The sequence below is a fragment of the Streptomyces coeruleofuscus genome (assembly GCF_039532725.1).
In the GTDB taxonomy this organism is placed as follows: domain Bacteria; phylum Actinomycetota; class Actinomycetes; order Streptomycetales; family Streptomycetaceae; genus Streptomyces; species Streptomyces coeruleofuscus.
This window is the reverse complement of sequence record NZ_BAAASE010000005.1, coordinates 253,408-270,260: the sequence shown is the minus strand read 5'-3', so window position 1 is coordinate 270,260 and position 16,853 is coordinate 253,408. Positions and strand designations below refer to the sequence as shown.

Below are 16,853 nucleotides of genomic sequence, written 5' to 3'. Positions count from 1 at the left end.
CCCCATGCCGTCCGCTGACACGCCTCCGCCGGGCTGCCCCGCCCACGCGGGACGCCGTTCCTTCGTCAAGACGGCCCTGGGCGCCGGAGCCGTGGGAGCCCTACTGGCCGGGGGCGGGTTCGCGCTCTCCGAGAGCATTGACGGCACGGCCCGGGCCGCCGAAGGGACGGACGATGCCGCCGTGCCCTTCCACGGCCCCCACCAGGCCGGAATCCTCACCCCCCAGCAGAAGGCCGCCGCCTTCGTCTCCTTCGACGTCATCGCCGGCGACCGCGCGGAACTGGCCGACCTGCTGCGGACCCTGACCCAGCGGGCCCGTTTCCTCACGGCCGGCGGCACACCCGCCGACCTGGGTGTCGGCGCTCCGCCCTCGGACAACGGCATCCTCGGCCCGGTCGTCCCGGCCGACGCGCTCACCGTGACCGTCGGCGTCGGCGCCTCCCTCTTCGACGACCGCTACGGACTCGCCGAGGCGAAGCCGCGCCGGCTCACGCCCATGCGCACCTTCCCCAACGACGACCTGAACCCCGCCGAGTGCCACGGCGACCTGTCCCTCCAGATCTGCGCGGGCCGGCAGGACACCGTGCTGCACGCGCTGCGCGACATCGCCAAGCACACCCGGGGCGCGATGCAGATCCGCTGGCGCGTCGACGGCTTCCAGAACGCGCCCCGGCCCAGCGGCACCCAGCGCAACCTGCTGGGCTTCAAGGACGGCATCGTCAACCCGGACGTCGCGTCGGCCCGCGAGATGGACCACCTCGTGTGGGTCGGCGACGGGCAGGGCGAACCCGGCTGGGCGACCGGTGGCAGTTACCAGGTCGTCCGGATCATCCGGATGCTGGTGGAGTTCTGGGACCGGGTCTCGCTGACCGAGCAGGAACAGATGTTCGGCCGCCGCAAGGACACCGGTGCGCCGCTGGACGGCGCCAAGGAGACCGACAGCCCGAACTACGCCAAGGACCCGCACGGCACGGCCATCCCGCTCGACGCGCACATCCGCCTTGCGAACCCCCGCACCGCGGCGACGGACGACTCCCGCATCCTGCGCCGGGGTTACAACTACGACCGGGGCGTCGACAGCGTCGGCAACCTCGACATGGGCCTGGTCTTCTGCTGCTACCAGCAGGACGCGCGGCGCCAGTTCGAGGCGACGCAGACCCGGTTGATCGACGAACCCCTCGTGGACTACGTCTCCCCGACCGGCGGCGGCTACTTCTTCGCCCTGCCCGGTGTGCGCTCGTCCTCCGACTGGTTCGGCCGGGGACTGCTCTCGGCTTGAAGTCCCGACTCCAGGCTTGAAGTCCTGTCCAGGCCTGAAGTCCCGTCTGTGTCAGAGGTGTTGACCGAGTCGTGAAAACGTTTTAACTTCCCTTCACCGGACACGCCGAGGTGAGGGGGAGCCGTGGCAACTGCCTTACGGGAACGAGCAGGTGCGAAGGGGGTGAGCCCGGGTCGGGGCGATCCCGAGGGGGTGAAGCGTCAACGTAAACGTTTTCAGAGCCGGACGCTGTTCCTGCTCATGCTGCCCGGTGTCGCCTACTTCCTGCTGTTCCACTACGGCGCACTGGTCGGCAACGTCATCGCGTTCAAGGAGTACGTGCCGTTCGACGGCCTGTGGGGCAGCCCCTGGGTGGGCCTGGGCAACTTCCAGCGCATGTTCGAGGACGCGGCGTTCTGGGACTCGGTCCTCAACACCCTCTGGATCTCCGTCCTCCAACTGATCTTCTACTTCCCCGTGCCGCTCGGCCTCGCCCTGCTGCTGCACTCCCTCACCTGGAGCTCGGTGCGGCGGTTCGTGCAGTCGGTGGCGTACCTGCCGCACTTCATCTCGTGGGTGATCGTCGTCGCGCTCTTCCAGCAGGTGCTGGGGGACACCGGCCTGCTCAACAGCGGCCTGAGCGGAGCCGGTCTGCACACCGTCGACATCATCGGCAACCCCGACGCGTTCGAGCCGCTCGTCGTCGCCCAGGTCATCTGGAAGGACGCCGGCTGGGGCACGATCATCTTCCTCGCCGCGCTCGCCCAGGTCGACGAGCAGCAGTACGAGGCCGCCGCCATCGACGGCGCCGGACCCTGGCGGCGCTTCTGGCACGTCACCCTGCCCGCCATCCGCCCGGTGATCGTGCTGCTGCTCATCATGCGGCTCGGTGACATCCTCTCCGTCGGCTTCGAGCAGATGCTGCTGCAACGCGACGCGGTCGGACCGGAGACCGCCGAGGTCATCGACACCTTCGTCTACTACCAGGGCATCGTCGGCGGCGACTACGGATTCGCGGCCGCCGCGGGCCTGTTCAAGGGTGTCGTCGGCGCCCTCCTCGTCTACGCGGCCAACAAGGTCGCCCACCGCCTCGGCGAACAGGGGGTCTACAAGTGAGCGCGTCCGCCCGGCCCGGCTGGATGGAGAAGCCCCGGCCGCTCACCCAGGCCGCCAAGGCCCTCGCCCTGGCCGCCGTCGTGCTGCTGGTGTGCGTGCCCTTCCTGGTGATCGTGTCGACCTCGCTGGCGTCCACCCGGGAGGTCGTCGACAACGGCGGCTGGGTGCTGTGGCCCAGCGATCCCACGCTCGACGCCTACCGCGACATCTTCGACGGCGGCATCGTCACCCACGCCCTCGGCGTCAGCGCGGGCGTGACGATCGTCGGCACCCTGCTCAGCCTCGCCTGCACGGTGACCCTGGCCTACGCGCTGTCCCGCCCGGGCGTCTTCGGCGGCAAACCCGTGCTGCTGCTGGTGCTGTTCACGTTCCTCTTCCCGCCCGGCATGATCCCGAGCTTCCTGCTCGTCAAGGAACTCGGACTGCTCGACTCGTACGCCTCGCTCGTCCTGCCCGTCCTGGTCAACGTGTTCAACCTGGTCGTCCTGCGCGGCTTCTTCCAGTCGGTCCCCGAGGAGCTGTACGAGGCGGCCCGGCTGGACGGGGCGGGGGACTGGCGGGTCCTGGTGTCGGTGGTGCTGCCGCTGTCCAAGGCCGCGCTCGCCGTCGTCGGCCTGTTCTACGCCGTCGCCTACTGGAACTCCTGGTTCTACGCCTCGCTCTACCTGGAGAGCGACCACTGGCCGCTCCAGCAGGTGCTGCGCACCTACGTGGTGTCCGGGGCCGGACTGACCGACGCGACGACGGGCGAGGCCACCGTCACCGCTCCGCAGACCGTGCAGATGGCGGTGCTCGTGATCGCCACCGTGCCGATCCTGCTCGTCTACCCCTTCCTCCAGAAGTACTTCACCAAGGGCGTGCTCACCGGCGCCATCAAGAGCTGACCCAAGCCGACACGAGGTGATTCACCCATGCCCAGCATGTCCCGACGCACCCTGCTGCGTACCGTGGCCGCCGGTGGTGCCGCCGTCACCGCCCCCGGTCTGCTGACCGCCTGTTCCTCCTCTGACTCCGGGGACGGCGACGTCTCCAACGCGGGCAAGAAGCTCGCCCCCTGGCCCGCCTACCGGCCCGCCGCCGGGCCCAGGCCCGACCTGGCCCCCACCGACGCCGGTGTCCAGGCCGGATACACCACCTACCCGTCCGACCTGGTCAAGTCCGTCTCCCGCACCCCGGGCGACGGCTCCACCGTCCGCGTCATGACCGTCTCCTTCGGCACCCCGCCCAAGCCCGCCGCGCAGAACCGCTTCTGGGCAGCCGTCGAGAAGGCCCTCGGCGTGAAGATCGAGTACACGATCATCTCCCAGGCCGACTACCAGAAGAAGATGGCGACGGTCATGGCCGGCGACGCCGACGCCCTGCCCGACATCGTCAACATGTTCTCCGGCTTCACGCTGCCCCGAGAGGCGCAGTTCGTGCAGCGCCGCGCCCAGGACCTCACGCCGTACCTGTCGGGCGACGCGATCGCCGACTACCCCAACCTCGCCAACATCCCCACTCACGCCTGGCGCGACATGGGCCGCATCGGCGGCCGTATCCACGGCATCCCGCTGGAACGCCCGCTGCCCGGCTCGACCCTCTGGATCAACCAGGACATGTTCGCCGACGCGGGCATGAAGGAGGGCTGGACCGCCGAGGACTTCACCGCCGTGGCCCGGCAGGGCACCCGCGGCAGGACGTACATGCTCGGCGCCGCCAACGGCTCCCTGTTCGGCAACGCCTACCACTCCGCCGCCCACAACGCCCCCCAGCGCTGGGCCGTCACCAAGGACGGCACCTTCCTGCCGGGCGCCGCCGACGAGCGCTACAAGGCGTCCATCGCCTTCCAGGCCCAGTTGCGCAAGAACGGCTCCTACCACCCCGACGCCACGTCCATCTCCCAGATCGACCTGACGACCCTCTACTACAACGGCACCGTCGGTTCCATGCAGGACGGGTTCGGCGCCTACCTGCCCAAGTACCGGGAGTCCAAGGGCAAGATGAGCCCCGCCGCGGCCCTGCCGTACAGCGTCGGCGGCGAGCCCGGCGGCATCGTCGCCGCCCGCCGCTCCTTCGGCTACACCATCCTGAAGCAGGCCAAGAAGGAGCGCATCGAACTGCTGCTGCGCATCCTCGACTACCTCGCCGCGCCCTTCGGCAGTCAGGAGTGGGAACTCGTCCACTACGGCGTCGAGGGCGTCCACTTCTCCCGCGGCAAGGACGGCTCGCCCGAACCCACCAAGCTCGGCGAGGTCGAGAACAACACCAACCTGCCGCTGAAGTACCTCGCCGAAGGCCCCCAGGTGCTGTTCGTGCCCGGCATGCCCGACGCCGTGCGCGCCCTGCACGCCTGGCAGCGGAAGGTCGTACCGCACGCCATCCGCGACGCCTCCTTCGGGCTCCAGTCCGCGACGAACAACTCCCAGGGCGCCACCCTCAAGACGTTCCTGGACGACACCATCACCGGGATCATCGCCGGACGGCTGCCGATGTCCGGATGGGACGCGGCCGTGAAGAGGTGGCGGAGCCGGGGCGGCGACAGAATGGCCGAGGAATACGCGAAGGACTACGCGGCCAACACCTGAACATCGGTGGCCGGAAGAGGAGACGCGGGGGATGGGGAACGACATGGTGTCCAAGGGACGGGTCACGATCCGCGAGGTCGCCGAGCGGGCGGGCGTGTCCACGGCCACCGCCTCCCGCGCGCTCAGCGGCAACCACCCGGTGCCCCCGGCGACCCGGGCCCGGGTCCTGCGCGCGGCCCGCGACCTCGACTACGTGGCCAACGCGCACGCCCGCGCCCTGGTCGGCGGCGGCCGCAAGATGGCCGCCGTCGTGGTCCGCCAGGTCACCAGCCCCTTCTACGCCCAGGTCGCCGAGGGCGTGGAGGCGGAGGCCGCCGACCGCGGCTGGCTCTGCGTGGTCGGCGCCACCGGCGGCGACGCACAGCGCGAGATGGAGTTCGTGCAGCTCATGCGGGAGGAGGGCGCCCGGTTGGTGATCCTGGTCGGCGGGGTCGTCGAGGACGACGCCTACCGCGAGCGCGTCGCCCACTACGCCCACGCCCTCGACTCCTCCGGGGCCCGGCTGGTGCTCTGCGGCCGGCCCGCGCCCGACCCGGAGATCCCGGCGCTCGTCGTCGAGTTCGACAACGAGGCCGGGGCCCGCGCCATCACCGCCCACCTGCTGTCGGCCGGCCACCGCAGGATCGTCTTCCTCGGCGGACTGCCCGGCAACACCGCCCTCGACGCCCGCGTCGCCGGCTACCGGGCCGCCCTCACGGAGCACGGGCTGCCGCCCGGGGCCGCACACGTCGTCGACTGCGGCCTCGGCCGGGCCGCCGGCCACCGCGCGATGACCGAACTCCTCAAGTCGACGCGGGAGTTCACCGCGGTCTTCGCCGGGGACGACATGGTCGCCGCCGGTGCCCTGCGCGCCATCGCCGACACCGGACTGCGCGTCCCCGGCGACATCTCCGTCGTCGGCTACAACGACATCCCGCTCGCGGAGGACTTCAACCCGCCGCTCACCACCGTCCGCACCCCCGCGGAGGAACTCGGCCGCGCCGCCGTGCGCATCGCGCTGCGCGACCCCGAGCACGCCGCCGGGGCCCACCACCTGCTCGGCACCCACATCGTCGTACGCGACAGCGTCGGCGCGCCCCCGCCCGGGCGCGCCCTGTGACCAACGGAGGAACCGCACCCGCATGAGCGCGCCGCACGTGTCGCTCCCCGACCCGACGCACCTCCCGAACCTGCCCCACCTGCCACCCCCCGACCCGCTGGCCTCGCCCCTCACCGGCTGGACCCGCGCCCACTGGGAGGCGATCGCCGACCGCCTCCTCGACGCCCTGACGCCCTACGCCTCCCCGGGCCTGGCCCAGTACCGGCTGCCCGGCCCGCCCAGCCACTCCGGACCCTGGTCGGACGGTCTCGAAGGATTCGCCCGCTCCTTCCTGCTGGCCGCGTTCCGCATCGCCGGTTCGGGCGGGCAGGGCGTGTCCGGCCTGATCGAGCGGTACGCGGCCGGGCTCACGGCCGGCACCGACCCGCGCGGCCCCGACCGCTGGCCGCCCATCACCGACCGCTCCCAGCCCATGGTCGAGGCCGCGTCCCTCGCGATCGCCCTGCACGAGACCCGCCCCTGGATCTGGGACCGGCTCGACGACCGGGTACGGCAGCGGGTCGCCGACTGGCTGGGCGGCTTCGTCGGAGCCGTGGTCAACGACTCCAACTGGCGGCTGTTCCAGGTCATCACCGAGGAGTTCCTCGCCTCCGTCGGCGCCCCGCACAGCCGCAGCGAGATCGACGCCGGCCTCGCGCGCCTGGAGGACTGGTACCGGGGCGACGGCTGGTACACCGACGGCGACGGCCGGAAGTTCGACTACTACAACGCCTGGGCGTTGCACCTCTATCCGGTCCTGTGGGCCCGTATCGCGGGGCCGCGCGCCGACCCCCGGCTGGTGGCGGAACACCGGAGACGCCTGCGGTCGTTCCTCCACGACCACCAGCACTTCTTCGGCGCCGACGGCGCACCCGTCCACCAGGGCCGCTCGCTCACCTACCGCTTCGCGACGGCGGCCCCGCTGTGGGCGGGTGTCCTCGCCGACGCCACCCCGCTGCCGCCCGGCCGCACCCGCCGTCTCGCCTCCGGCGCGCTGAAGCACTTCGCCGAGCGCGGCGTGCCCGATGCCCAGGGGCTGCTCACGCTCGGCTGGTACGGGCCCTTCCTCCCCGTCACCCAGCGGTACTCGGGCCCGGCCTCCCCGTACTGGGCGAGCAAGGCCTTCCTCGGCCTGCTCCTGCCCGCCGACCACCCCGTGTGGACGGCGTCCGAGGAACCCGGCCCGGTGGAGACGGCCGACGTGCGCCTCGCGTTACCCGCCCCGGGCTGGTTGCTGCACTCCACGGCGGCCGACGGCATCGTCCGGCTCGTCAACCACGGCAGCGACCGCCTCCCGCCCCCACCGGCGGCAGCCGACGACAGCCCCCATTACGCCCGCTTCGCCTACTCCAGCGCCACGGCCCCCGAGACACCACCGGCACCGCGGGTGGGCCCCGACAACCACATCGCCCTGCTCGCCCCCGACGGCACGCCCACCCCGCGCGGCCGCATCCACCCGCTCGGCGTCGAAGGCACGCGGGCCGCCTCCTGGCACCGGGCGGTGCTCCCGGGCAGCGACGAAGGACACCGCATCGAGACGGTCAGCGTGGTGCACGGCACCTGGGAGGTCCGGGTGCACCGCGTCGACGCGCCGCCCGGCACACCCGTGCGCGAAGGGGGCTGGGCCGTCGCCGACGACAGCACGCCGCCGGTCGCGTCGACCGGCCCCGGCTGGGCCCTGGCCCGCCGCGCGGACGGCCTGACCAGCATGCTCGTCGGCCTGCACGGGTGGCAGGACGCCGGGACGGCGGTGGCACACACGGTCGGCACCAATGCCTGCGGCCACCACTCGGCGACCCCGTACCTCACCCTGCCCGCCCACCCGGGCGGCACCCACCTCCTGGTGACCCTCGTCGTGCTGAGCGCCGGCCCGGAGACGAACGGCGACCCGCACACGCGGCGTTCAGGACCACGCGTACGGGTCGCCGCGACCGGCGAGGTGGAGATCCGCTTCCCGGACGGCACCCGGGAACGGGTGCCGCGATGACCGGGTCAGGCCGCGGCGCGGCCTCGCGTCACCGCCTTCCTCAGCAGCGGCCAGACCAGCAGCAGCACGATCACCGCGTACACCGTCACCGCGAACGGCGTGTTGAACAGCCCCGTCACGCTGCCGTCGCTGATCTGGAGCGCCCGCCGCAGTTGCTGCTCGGCGTTCGGGCCGAGGATCACGCCGATGACGGCGGGCAGCACCGGCAGGCCGTAGCGGCGCATGCCGAAGCCGATCAGGCCGATGATCAGCAGGATCACCAGGTCGATCACCTCACCGCCGACCGCGTACGCGCCGACCGCCGCGAAGAACATGATCCCGGCGTACAGGTACGGGCGCGGAATGCGCAGCAGCTTCGCCCACAGCGGCGCCAGCGGCAGGTTGAGCGCGAGCAGCAGCACCATGCCGACGAAGAGGGAGGCGATCAGGCCCCACACCAGGTCGGGTTCGCGCTCGAAGAGCAGCGGGCCGGGCTGGATGCCGTACTGCTGGAAGGCGGCCAGCATGACGGCCGCGACCGCCGTGGTCGGCAGGCCCAGGGTCAGCATCGACACCAGGGTGCCCGCCGCCGAGGCCGACGCAGCCGACTCCGGACCGGCCACACCCTCGATGGCGCCCTTGCCCCACTCGTCCTTGTGCTTCGACAGACGCTTCTCCGTCACGTACGACAGGAAGGTCGGGATCTCCGCACCGCCCGCCGGGATCGCGCCGAACGGGAAACCGATGAACGGACCGCGCAGCCACGACTTCCAGGTTCGGTTCACGTCCCCGCGACCCAGCCACGGACGCCCCACCGGGATCGGCTCCGGCGGGCTGCGCCGCAGGTGCGCCGCCACCCACAGGGCCTCGCCGATCGCGAACAGACCGACCGCGACGATCACCACGTCGATGCCGTCGGCCAGTTGGAGCGAGCCGAAGGTCAGGCGCTGCTGGCCGGTCATCTGGTCCAGGCCCACCAGACCCAGCGTGAGGCCGATGAGCAGGGAGGCGAGGCCCCGGATGCGGGACGAGCCCAGCACCGACGTCACCGCGATGAACGCCAGCACCATGATGGCGAAGTAGTCCGGCGCGCCGATGTCCACCGCCAGCTTGGCGACCGTCGGCGCGAGCGCGACCAGCAGGATCGTGCCGATCAGGCCGCCCGCGAAGTGCCCGACGGCGGCCGCCGCCAGGGCCTGCGCGCCGCGCCCGGACTTGGCCATGGGGTTGCCCTCCATGGCCGCCACCACCGCCGCGCTCTCGCCGGGCGTGTTGAGCAGGATGGAGGTGGTCGAGCCGCCGAACATCGCGCCGTAGTAGATGCCGGCGAACATGATGAACGCGCCGGTCGGTTCGAGCCCGTACGTCACCGGCAGCAGCAGCGCGACCGCCATCGCCGGGCCGATGCCGGGGAGCACGCCGATGGCCGTGCCGAGCAGCACGCCGATGACGGCCCAGAGCAGGTTGACCGGGGTGAGGGCCGTCCCGAAGCCGTCCAGAAGGGAGTTGAAGGCGTCCATGTCACAGCACTCCCATCAGCGGACCGCCGGGCAGGGGCACTCCGAGCAGGTTGTTGAAGACGACGTAGGTGACGAGGGACAGCCCGGCCGCGATGAGCGGATCGCGGTCGATCCTGCGGCTGCCCAGCGCGAACGCCGCACCCCAGAACAGCAGCGCGCTCGCGACGGGAAAGCCGAGCGGCTCGATCAGGACCGCCGAGCCGAGGAACACCCCGGCGAGCAGCAGCACCGTGCGCCAGTCGGCGGGTTCCGACAGGTCGACGTCCTCACCGGTCTCGGCCTGGCCCCGGCCGCCGCGCAGCACGTCCACGGCGAGCAGGGCGGCGATCACCAGCAAGCCGCCGCCGACCACCACGGGCACGGTCTTCGGGCCGACCGGGCCGCGCTGGGCTATGTCGACGTCCATGGTGAGCGCGTCCGTCAGGACCAGCACGCCCAGCGCCAGCAGCAGCACGCACACGCCGAGTTCGGAGTGCTCCCGCAGCCACGCGCGCCGCTCGTTCCGCTCGGCCGGGGGAATCCCGGTGGTCTGCGTCGTCACAGTCCCAGCTCCTTCAGCACCGACACCACGCGCTTGTCCTCGGCGTCGAGGAACGCGCCGAACTTCTCCCCGGTGAGGAAGGCGTCGTCCCAGCCGTTCTGCTCCAGGGACTTGCGCCATTCGTCCGAACCGTGCAGCTCCTCGAGCAGCCGCACGAGCTTGTCGCGCTCTTTGTCGGTCAGGCCGGGCGGGGCGACGATGCCGCGCCAGTTGGTGAAGTTGACGTCGTACCCGGCCTCCTTGAGCGTGGGCGCGTCCAGCCCCTCGACGCGCTCGGGGCCGGTGACCGCGAGGAGCCGCAGCTCGCCCGCCTTGATCTGATCCAGGTACTCGCCGACGCCGGACACACCGAAGGCGACCTTGTTGCCGAGGATCGACGCGAGCAGCTCGCCGCCGCCGTCGAACGGGATGTAGTTGACCTGCTTCGGGGAGATCCCGGCGGCCCGCGCCATCAGCATCGGCGCGAGGTGGTCGGGCCCGCCGGGCGACGAGCCGCCGCCCACCGGGAGCTTGCCCGGGCTCTTCTTCCAGGCGCCGATGAGATCGTCGATCGTCTTGTACGGGGAGTCCTTGGCGACCACGACCACGTCCTGCTCCTCGGTGAGCCGGGCGATCGGCGTGGTGTCGCCCAGCGTCTTCGGCGCGTCGTTGGAACGGACGGCGCCCACGACCCCGAGGCCCATGGACATGGCGAGCTTGCCGTTGCCGTGCTCGCTCACCAGCCGGCTCAGTCCGACCGTGCCACCGGCGCCGGGCAGGTTGAACACCTCGATGTTGTGGGTCAGTTCGGCGTCCTCGGCGTTCTTGGCGGCCGTGCGGGCCGTGATGTCGTAGCCTCCGCCGGGCGTGTTGGGGACCATGAAACGCAGGCCCGGGATCTGTGTGCCGGTCTCGGAGCCGCTGCCGGCGGTCAGCAGCGGTGGTCCGACGAGCACGAGCACGGCGGCCCCGAGCAGGGCGAGGGGAGTGCGCAGGCGCACGAGTGCCACCACCTGTCGGTACGTCGTTGCGGGTAGGGAAGGCCCTGTGGGGGAGGGTGACGTGGGCCACATGGTGCCCGGACGCCGACGAGGTGTCTCGCTTGCGGAATCAACGGAGGTTGTGGTCTTTGCGGTCGCGGGGTGCCGTGTCAGGTGTCCCCGCGCCTGTTCGCGGGCAGGGCCACCTTCTCGACCTCGGTCAGCAGCTCACCGAGGGCCACGGTGGTTTTCTGCACCCCCTCCACGGACGTCGTGAACGCCTTCGAACGCTCCGCTTCGGTCTTGTACGTCTCATCGCCCGGGGCCGTCGCGTCCCGGCAGGTTTTCGCGTGGTGCGACAGCGCGGTGAGGGTCTCGGACCACTTCTTCTGTATGCCCTGGTCGGGCACGGGAAAGTAGGCCATGGCGTCCTCCGTGCGGCGGACCAGCGTGCCGCAGATGCGGTGGAACTCCTTCTTCTCCACCCGGGCCTCTCCGTTCGGGCCGGGTTTCTCCATGGCTGCGAGAAGTGCGTCGCTGAACTCCCCTGCCGACTCGTTGATCGCACCGAAGTGATCGAGGCCGCCGTGCATGAGCCAGGCGAGTGCCTGCCACGCGCGGATCTTGGCCGACCTGGCGCGCGGCGCGGCGTCGGTCACCGTGTCGCCCGGCATGGCGGACGCGCCCACCTTCTTGTCCGACGACGACTTGGTGGACGCGGAATGGGCGGCGGCGGTGAGCAGCAGAGTGGGCACGACCAGGGCGACGACGGCACCGGCGGGAGCGAGCCGCCGCCACCGCGGGCCGGGCGCGGCGACGGGTCCGTGCGGTGCCCCCCTGTCCGGCGTCACTTGGGCGTCCGGGGTGGTCGGGTCTGCCGCTGCCGCTGCCGGGGCGTGCGGGGTGGTGCCGTCTGCCGTTGTGGGGACGGACGGGGTGGTCCTGTCCGCGGGCACTCGGGTGTCTGAGGTGCCCTGGTTCTCTACGGGGGCGTGCGGCGTGGACCCGTCCGCCGCCGCAGGAGCACCCGGGGTGACCCCGTCAGCCCCTGGCCAGGCAGCGTGTTCCTGCTGCCTGCGGCGCTGCCGTACCAGCCGCCCGGCCACCCCGCGCGCTCCCGCACCGCCCACCGCCGCGCACGCGGCGAGGAGTACGGCCGGGGTCAGGGCGTTGAGCGCGGTCCGTCTGGCGAAGGGCCAGCCGGCCCCGGGGACCCAGGCGCACCGGTCCACGAACGCGCTGAACGGTCCGAGGCAGCCGTCGGCCGAGAACATCAGGAAGATCGCGGCGTACCCGAAGAGTTGTGTGACGGCCACGGCCGCCAGGGCCCGCGGCAGCCACAGGTGCCGGGACAGGGCGGCCACGGCCGCGGCGGTCAGCAGGCAGGCCGCGAGGACGGCGGCGATCAGCAGCCAGCGGTGGACGAAGAGGTACGGCCCGGTGCGTTCCGCCCAGGTGGCCGGACGGCGTCGGTGCTGGAACCCGTTCACCGCGAGCAGCAGCGCCCAGCACAGCAGCCCGCCCGCCACGCCCGCGCCCAGCGTCCGGCGCAGCCGCAGCCCGGACGCCGCGGACGTCGACACGCGCAGCACCAGGGGGAAGATCCACAGGAGCAGGGCTGCGACCAGGAGCAGCACGCCGGCGTTGAGCGTCGTGAGCGTCGGCAGGGCCTGGGCTATGGCCGACAGTTCAAGGGAAAACGCCTCCCACGAACCCGGAATCACCTGCCGCACCATGTCGCGGTGCTCCTCGACCTGGCTGTAGACGCCCATCGTCTGGTACCAGCCCACCACGTACCACCAGTACAGCCCGCCCCACAGCAGCACCGCGGTGACCAGCAGGTTCAGCAGCCCGGCCGCTCGGCGCAGCCATGTCCTGGCCAGCCCCAGCGCCAGGCGTGTGCACTGCGCCGACCACGCCGCCGCGACGGCTGCCGTCAGGAGCAGACCGAGCAGGAACCCCGGTTCGGGGCCCAGCCAGTCGGTGCCGTGCTTGCCGTTCGCGAACTCGCCCAGCACCAGGCCGCAGCCGAGCCAGAACCCCGAACGGAGCCCGGACTCCTTCCGGCCCGAGACCTGCGCCGCCGTCACCGAACGGGCCAGCGAGACGTACAGCACCGGGGCGAGGAACGCCGTCGTCAGCCACGCACCAGCCTCGCTCGTCGACGCCCGGGGCACGACGTCCCCGACAATGTTGACCAGCACCGTTCCGCTCACCCCGACCAGCAGCATCGCCAGCGCGCCCACCCCCGACAGCCGTCCGGGGTCCGCCAGGGCGCGCCGCCTCTCGGCCCAGCTCGGATGGGTCCGCAGCAGCGCGGTCACCCGCCGGACCGAGGTGGCGACGGCGCCGTCACGGTCCCGGTGGGCCCACGCGGAGGCGGACGCGCCGCTGCCCACAGCCCGTGCGTCGGCGTACAGTTCGCGCCGGCGCAACAGGTCGGCACGGGCGAGGTGTACCAGCCCGACCAGCAGGAGCCCGGACAGGACGGACCGGGTGAGCATGGACGCCACCCCGGGCCAGAACGGCGAGGTGGTCCGGCCGGTGAGTCCGTCGAAGAGCAGGGTGCCCTCGTGCCAGAGATACGGCAGCAGGGCGAGTACAACGAAGGTCCGCCACAGGGCCGTACTGGCCGAGGCGTACTCCACGTCGCGGTTGCGGATGTGGGCGAGCTCGTGCAGCACGACCGCGCGGAAGCCCTCGGGATCCGTGGCCCGCCGCACCAGCAGCCCCGCGTGCAGACACACGGTGTACTCACCGAACCGCCCGTACACCACGGCCCCGGAGGTCGTCCGCGTCGGATCCACCCGGAACCGTACGTCCGACGTGACGCCGGCGAGCTCGCGCAGGACGCGGAGTTCCGTGCCCAGGGAACCGTCGGTGTCCAGAGCCCCGGCCGGTACCGTGCGCCGCCACCGTTCACGCAGGCGCGGCTGCCACCAGTACACGAGGGCCGCCACCGCCAGCAGGGCGGCCGTCGCGGCCATGCCCTTCCAATACTCCACCGTCGGCACGCCGGACATGCACTCCGCGAGCGCTTCCGGGTGGCGCATGGTGGCCAGCACGTTGTCCAGGTTCCGCCCGTCGGGATCCATCCCGGCCGCCAGCAGACAGCCCAGCGGGTCCCCCGGGGTGTCGTTGGGATCCGGAGCCAGGACCGTGTTGAGCATGCTCACGCTGGACGCGACGACGCCCGTCATCAGCAGCGCGAAGCGCGGTCCGGTGTCGGCCAGTCCGTACCGCCCGGTGTGGGCAGGCGCGGTGGCCGCCACCGAGGGGGACGTGCTCACGGAGCGTCCCCGCCGGCCGTGGGGGTGGTGCCGCCCGCGTGGTCGGCGGACTCGTGGGCCTCCGGATCCGCCGTGGCGAGGTGTGCCACGACGGCGTCCGCGAGGGCCTGCGCTTCCGAGCCGTCGATACCGCGCTCGACCGCGCGATCGACGATCTGTACCCGTAAGGCGGCCAGCTCGGCGCGGTCCCACTCCGGCAGGAGCCGGGGCGGTTCGGCGGGAGCGCGGCGAAGCAGCCGGCGCAGTCCGCTCCGGCTCCGCTCGATCGCGCTGTCGGCCGCCGTGTCGATCGCCCGCCGGGCCGCCTGATCCAGCACCAGCCACACCACGGCGGTGACAAGCGCGGTGACCTCCGCCAGACCGAACCCGAGGGGCTCCCTGCGCGCGCCCTGCCCGGCGAGGATCCGGACGGCCCGCTCGTCGTCCAGCGGCCACAGCGCCTCGAGGAGCGGCAGCTCATGTGATGCGCGTTCGGTCACCACCGCGCGTACCACGCCCCTTACGGTTGCCGCGTCCGCCGGTTCGATCACTGTGAACTCCCTTGTTCCCAGAAGCCGTTGGGATCCTATGCGAGCACAGTGAACCGTCTGCCGCCACTGTCCCGGCCACGACGCGGGGGAGGCCGGGGGGCGCACAACGTTCGCGTCGTGCGCCCCCCGGGCTCACCGGCCGGGCGCTGCGCAGCCCACGTCCCGGGCCGGCAGGCGCCCCGTGGCCAGGTACGCGTTGACCGTGTCGTCGACGCACGGCACGCCGTAGACGCCGTACACCGCGTGCTGGTCGGCGCCGTGCAGGGTGATCAGCCGCGAGGAGGGCCACATGCCGCGGACCGTCCGGGCGCCGTCGTAGTCGGTGCGTGGGTCCCCTGTCGCGTTGACCAGCAGGGCCGGCAGGTCGTCCCGGATCGCGGTCGGGCGCTCACGCGGCCGGTCCCAGAACGCGCACGGACCGATGTTCTGCGTGACAGGCGCGAACAGCGGGTCCTGCCCCCGGGTGCGCTGCACGTCGCGCCAGTACACCTCCGGGTCGCGCGGAGCGGGGCCGTCGCCGCACAGGATCGCCGTCTGCACGCTGCCGTAGTGGGAGTCGGTGTCCGTGAGCACGAACGCGAGCACCCCGGCGAGCCACGGTGACGGCGTGACCCGCTGCCCCCGCGACGCCCGCAGCATGTCCCGGACGCCCTGGGCGAAGTCCCCGTAGGCGGCGTCGTTGTGCTGCGACAGTCCGTTGAAGGCGACGATCGGCATCACGTGCTCGTCCAGCCGGTGGCCGCCGAGCCGCAGCGGCGTGCGGGCCGCGGCCTCGCGGACACGGTCCACGGTCGCCAGCACCTCGCCCCGTGTGCGGCCCAGCCCGTACGTCGCCTCGCGGGCGGCGGCCCAGGAGGCCCAGCCCTCCAGCGCGCGGCGGTTGGCCCGCTCGACGCCCCGGAGCAGCCTCGGGCCGTACCGGTCCGGGTCGATCACACCGTCCAGCACGACCCGGTCGGTCCGGCCGGGGAACATCGTGGCGTACACCTCGCCGAGGTAACTGCCGTACGAGTAGCCCAGGTAGGAGATCCGCCGCTCGCCGAGCGCGGCCCGGATGACGTCCATGTCGCGGGCGGTGTTGCGGGTGGTGGCGTGGGGGAGGACATCGCCCGCGTGGGTGCGGCAGCGCTCGGCGAGGTTCTTGGAGAACGCGGCCACGCGGTCGAATCCGGCCCGGTCCTCACCCGCCCCGCGCCAGGCCGAGCCGGTCGGCCAGTGGCAGTCCAGCGGTGTGCTGCGGCCGACGAAACGGGGATCCACGCCGACCACGTCGTACCGGGCGGCGACGTCCTTCATCGCCCTGCTCACCCATGGCGGGTCGCCGAGGGACGTCCCGCCGGGGCCGCCGCCGTTGAGCAGCAGCGGGCCGACGCGGCGGTCGGTGCCGGTGGCGCGGATCCGGGATATCGCGACGGTGATCGTCCGGCCGTCGGGGTCCGAGTAGTCCAGCGGTACGGTCACGTCGGCGCAGCGGGCGCCCGCCTGCTCCAGTTCCTTGCCGGTCGTGTCGTCCGGTCCGAGCACACAGCTCTTCCAGGTGAGGCGCTGGTCGTGGTAGCGGGCGAGGGGGTCGGGGCCGGGATCCGCCCCGGCCGTGGCGGGCAGCGCCGTCAAGGCGAGACCGGCGGCCGTCAGGGCGAGTACGGCTCGTCTCGCGGTTCCCGGGATGCGGGATAACACGTGTGGGTGTCCTTTCTGTCGCCGATGCCCCTCGCGACTGGCAGGGACATGCCCGAGCGGGGAGCGGTGCGACAGAACGCTAGGGACGGGCCGCCGTCCGATCACTCCGGCTGGCAGCCGCTTCGAGGTGGGGTGAGCCCCAGCGCAGAGGCGGGGGACTACCGTTTCCATGACCCCGGCAAACAACCGGAATCATGGCTCCGAGCTGGGAGAACGCTCGGGAAGACCTTGTGCAGGTCGATGCAGGGGGGGTTGTCCAGACATTCGCTCACGCCTAGGGTCGGCTTCCGAGTGCAAGCGCTTTCCAAAGTGCTTTCAAAAGTGCTTCCCAAGCGTGTGTCCGCCGGCCGT

12 protein-coding genes are annotated in these 16,853 nt (G+C 72.1%); 6 read left to right on the top strand and 6 right to left on the bottom strand.

The genetic code is table 11. From position 1 onward, the window contains the following. The first annotated feature begins 4 nt into the window (after positions 1–4). The 6 genes from efeB (at position 5) to ABFX81_RS20720 (ending at position 8,003) form a co-directional block, all read left to right on the top strand. Positions 5–1,279, top strand: a complete 1,275-nt coding sequence (gene efeB, locus ABFX81_RS20745; RefSeq protein ID WP_086846348.1) for an iron uptake transporter deferrochelatase/peroxidase subunit — start codon at positions 5–7, stop codon at positions 1,277–1,279. Positions 1,280–1,519: 240 nt separating this feature from the next. After that, positions 1,520–2,374, top strand: coding sequence for an ABC transporter permease subunit (locus tag ABFX81_RS20740; RefSeq protein ID WP_086846340.1), 855 nt, complete (start codon positions 1,520–1,522; stop codon positions 2,372–2,374). Further along, positions 2,371–3,258, top strand: coding sequence for an ABC transporter permease subunit (locus ABFX81_RS20735; protein WP_086846342.1), 888 nt, complete (start codon positions 2,371–2,373; stop codon positions 3,256–3,258). The genes ABFX81_RS20740 and ABFX81_RS20735 overlap by 4 nt, the downstream gene beginning before the upstream one ends. Positions 3,259–3,285: 27 nt before the next feature. Beyond that, positions 3,286–4,938, top strand: a complete 1,653-nt coding sequence (locus ABFX81_RS20730) for an extracellular solute-binding protein (RefSeq protein WP_086846344.1) — start codon at positions 3,286–3,288, stop codon at positions 4,936–4,938. 31 nt (positions 4,939–4,969) lie between these two features. Next, the gene (locus ABFX81_RS20725; protein WP_428837202.1) at positions 4,970–6,037 is read left to right on the top strand and encodes a LacI family DNA-binding transcriptional regulator; all 1,068 of its coding nucleotides are present in this window, start codon (positions 4,970–4,972) and stop codon (positions 6,035–6,037) included. Between the two features lie 22 nt (positions 6,038–6,059). Next, on the top strand, positions 6,060–8,003 hold the full coding sequence (locus ABFX81_RS20720) for a DUF2264 domain-containing protein (RefSeq protein ID WP_346138465.1): 1,944 nt from the start codon (positions 6,060–6,062) through the stop codon (positions 8,001–8,003). Between the two features lie 5 nt (positions 8,004–8,008). Here ABFX81_RS20720 and ABFX81_RS20715 read toward each other — a convergent pair whose 3' ends face one another. The 6 genes from ABFX81_RS20715 to ABFX81_RS20690 form a co-directional block, all read right to left on the bottom strand. Next, positions 8,009–9,502 carry a tripartite tricarboxylate transporter permease gene (locus ABFX81_RS20715; protein ID WP_279539292.1) on the bottom strand — a complete coding sequence of 498 codons (1,494 nt, stop codon included), beginning with the start codon at positions 9,500–9,502 and terminating at the stop codon, positions 8,009–8,011. 1 nt (position 9,503) lies between these two features. Further along, positions 9,504–10,043 carry a tripartite tricarboxylate transporter TctB family protein gene (locus tag ABFX81_RS20710; protein ID WP_086853703.1) on the bottom strand — a complete coding sequence of 180 codons (540 nt, stop codon included), beginning with the start codon at positions 10,041–10,043 and terminating at the stop codon, positions 9,504–9,506. Further along, the gene (locus ABFX81_RS20705; RefSeq protein ID WP_346138602.1) at positions 10,040–11,023 is read right to left on the bottom strand and encodes a Bug family tripartite tricarboxylate transporter substrate binding protein; all 984 of its coding nucleotides are present in this window, start codon (positions 11,021–11,023) and stop codon (positions 10,040–10,042) included. Before ABFX81_RS20705 ends, ABFX81_RS20710 begins: the two co-directional genes overlap by 4 nt. Before the next feature lie 149 nt (positions 11,024–11,172). Further along, positions 11,173–14,292: a M48 family metalloprotease gene (locus ABFX81_RS20700; protein WP_086853699.1), complete on the bottom strand. Its 3,120-nt coding sequence runs from the start codon at positions 14,290–14,292 to the stop codon at positions 11,173–11,175. Next, complete coding sequence (locus ABFX81_RS20695) at positions 14,289–14,822, bottom strand: hypothetical protein (protein ID WP_346138464.1); 534 nt, start codon at positions 14,820–14,822, stop codon at positions 14,289–14,291. The genes ABFX81_RS20700 and ABFX81_RS20695 overlap by 4 nt, the downstream gene beginning before the upstream one ends. Positions 14,823–14,954: 132 nt before the next feature. Further along, positions 14,955–16,502 carry an alpha/beta fold hydrolase gene (locus ABFX81_RS20690; RefSeq protein ID WP_086853697.1) on the bottom strand — a complete coding sequence of 516 codons (1,548 nt, stop codon included), beginning with the start codon at positions 16,500–16,502 and terminating at the stop codon, positions 14,955–14,957. Between the last annotated feature and the right edge of the window lie 351 nt (positions 16,503–16,853).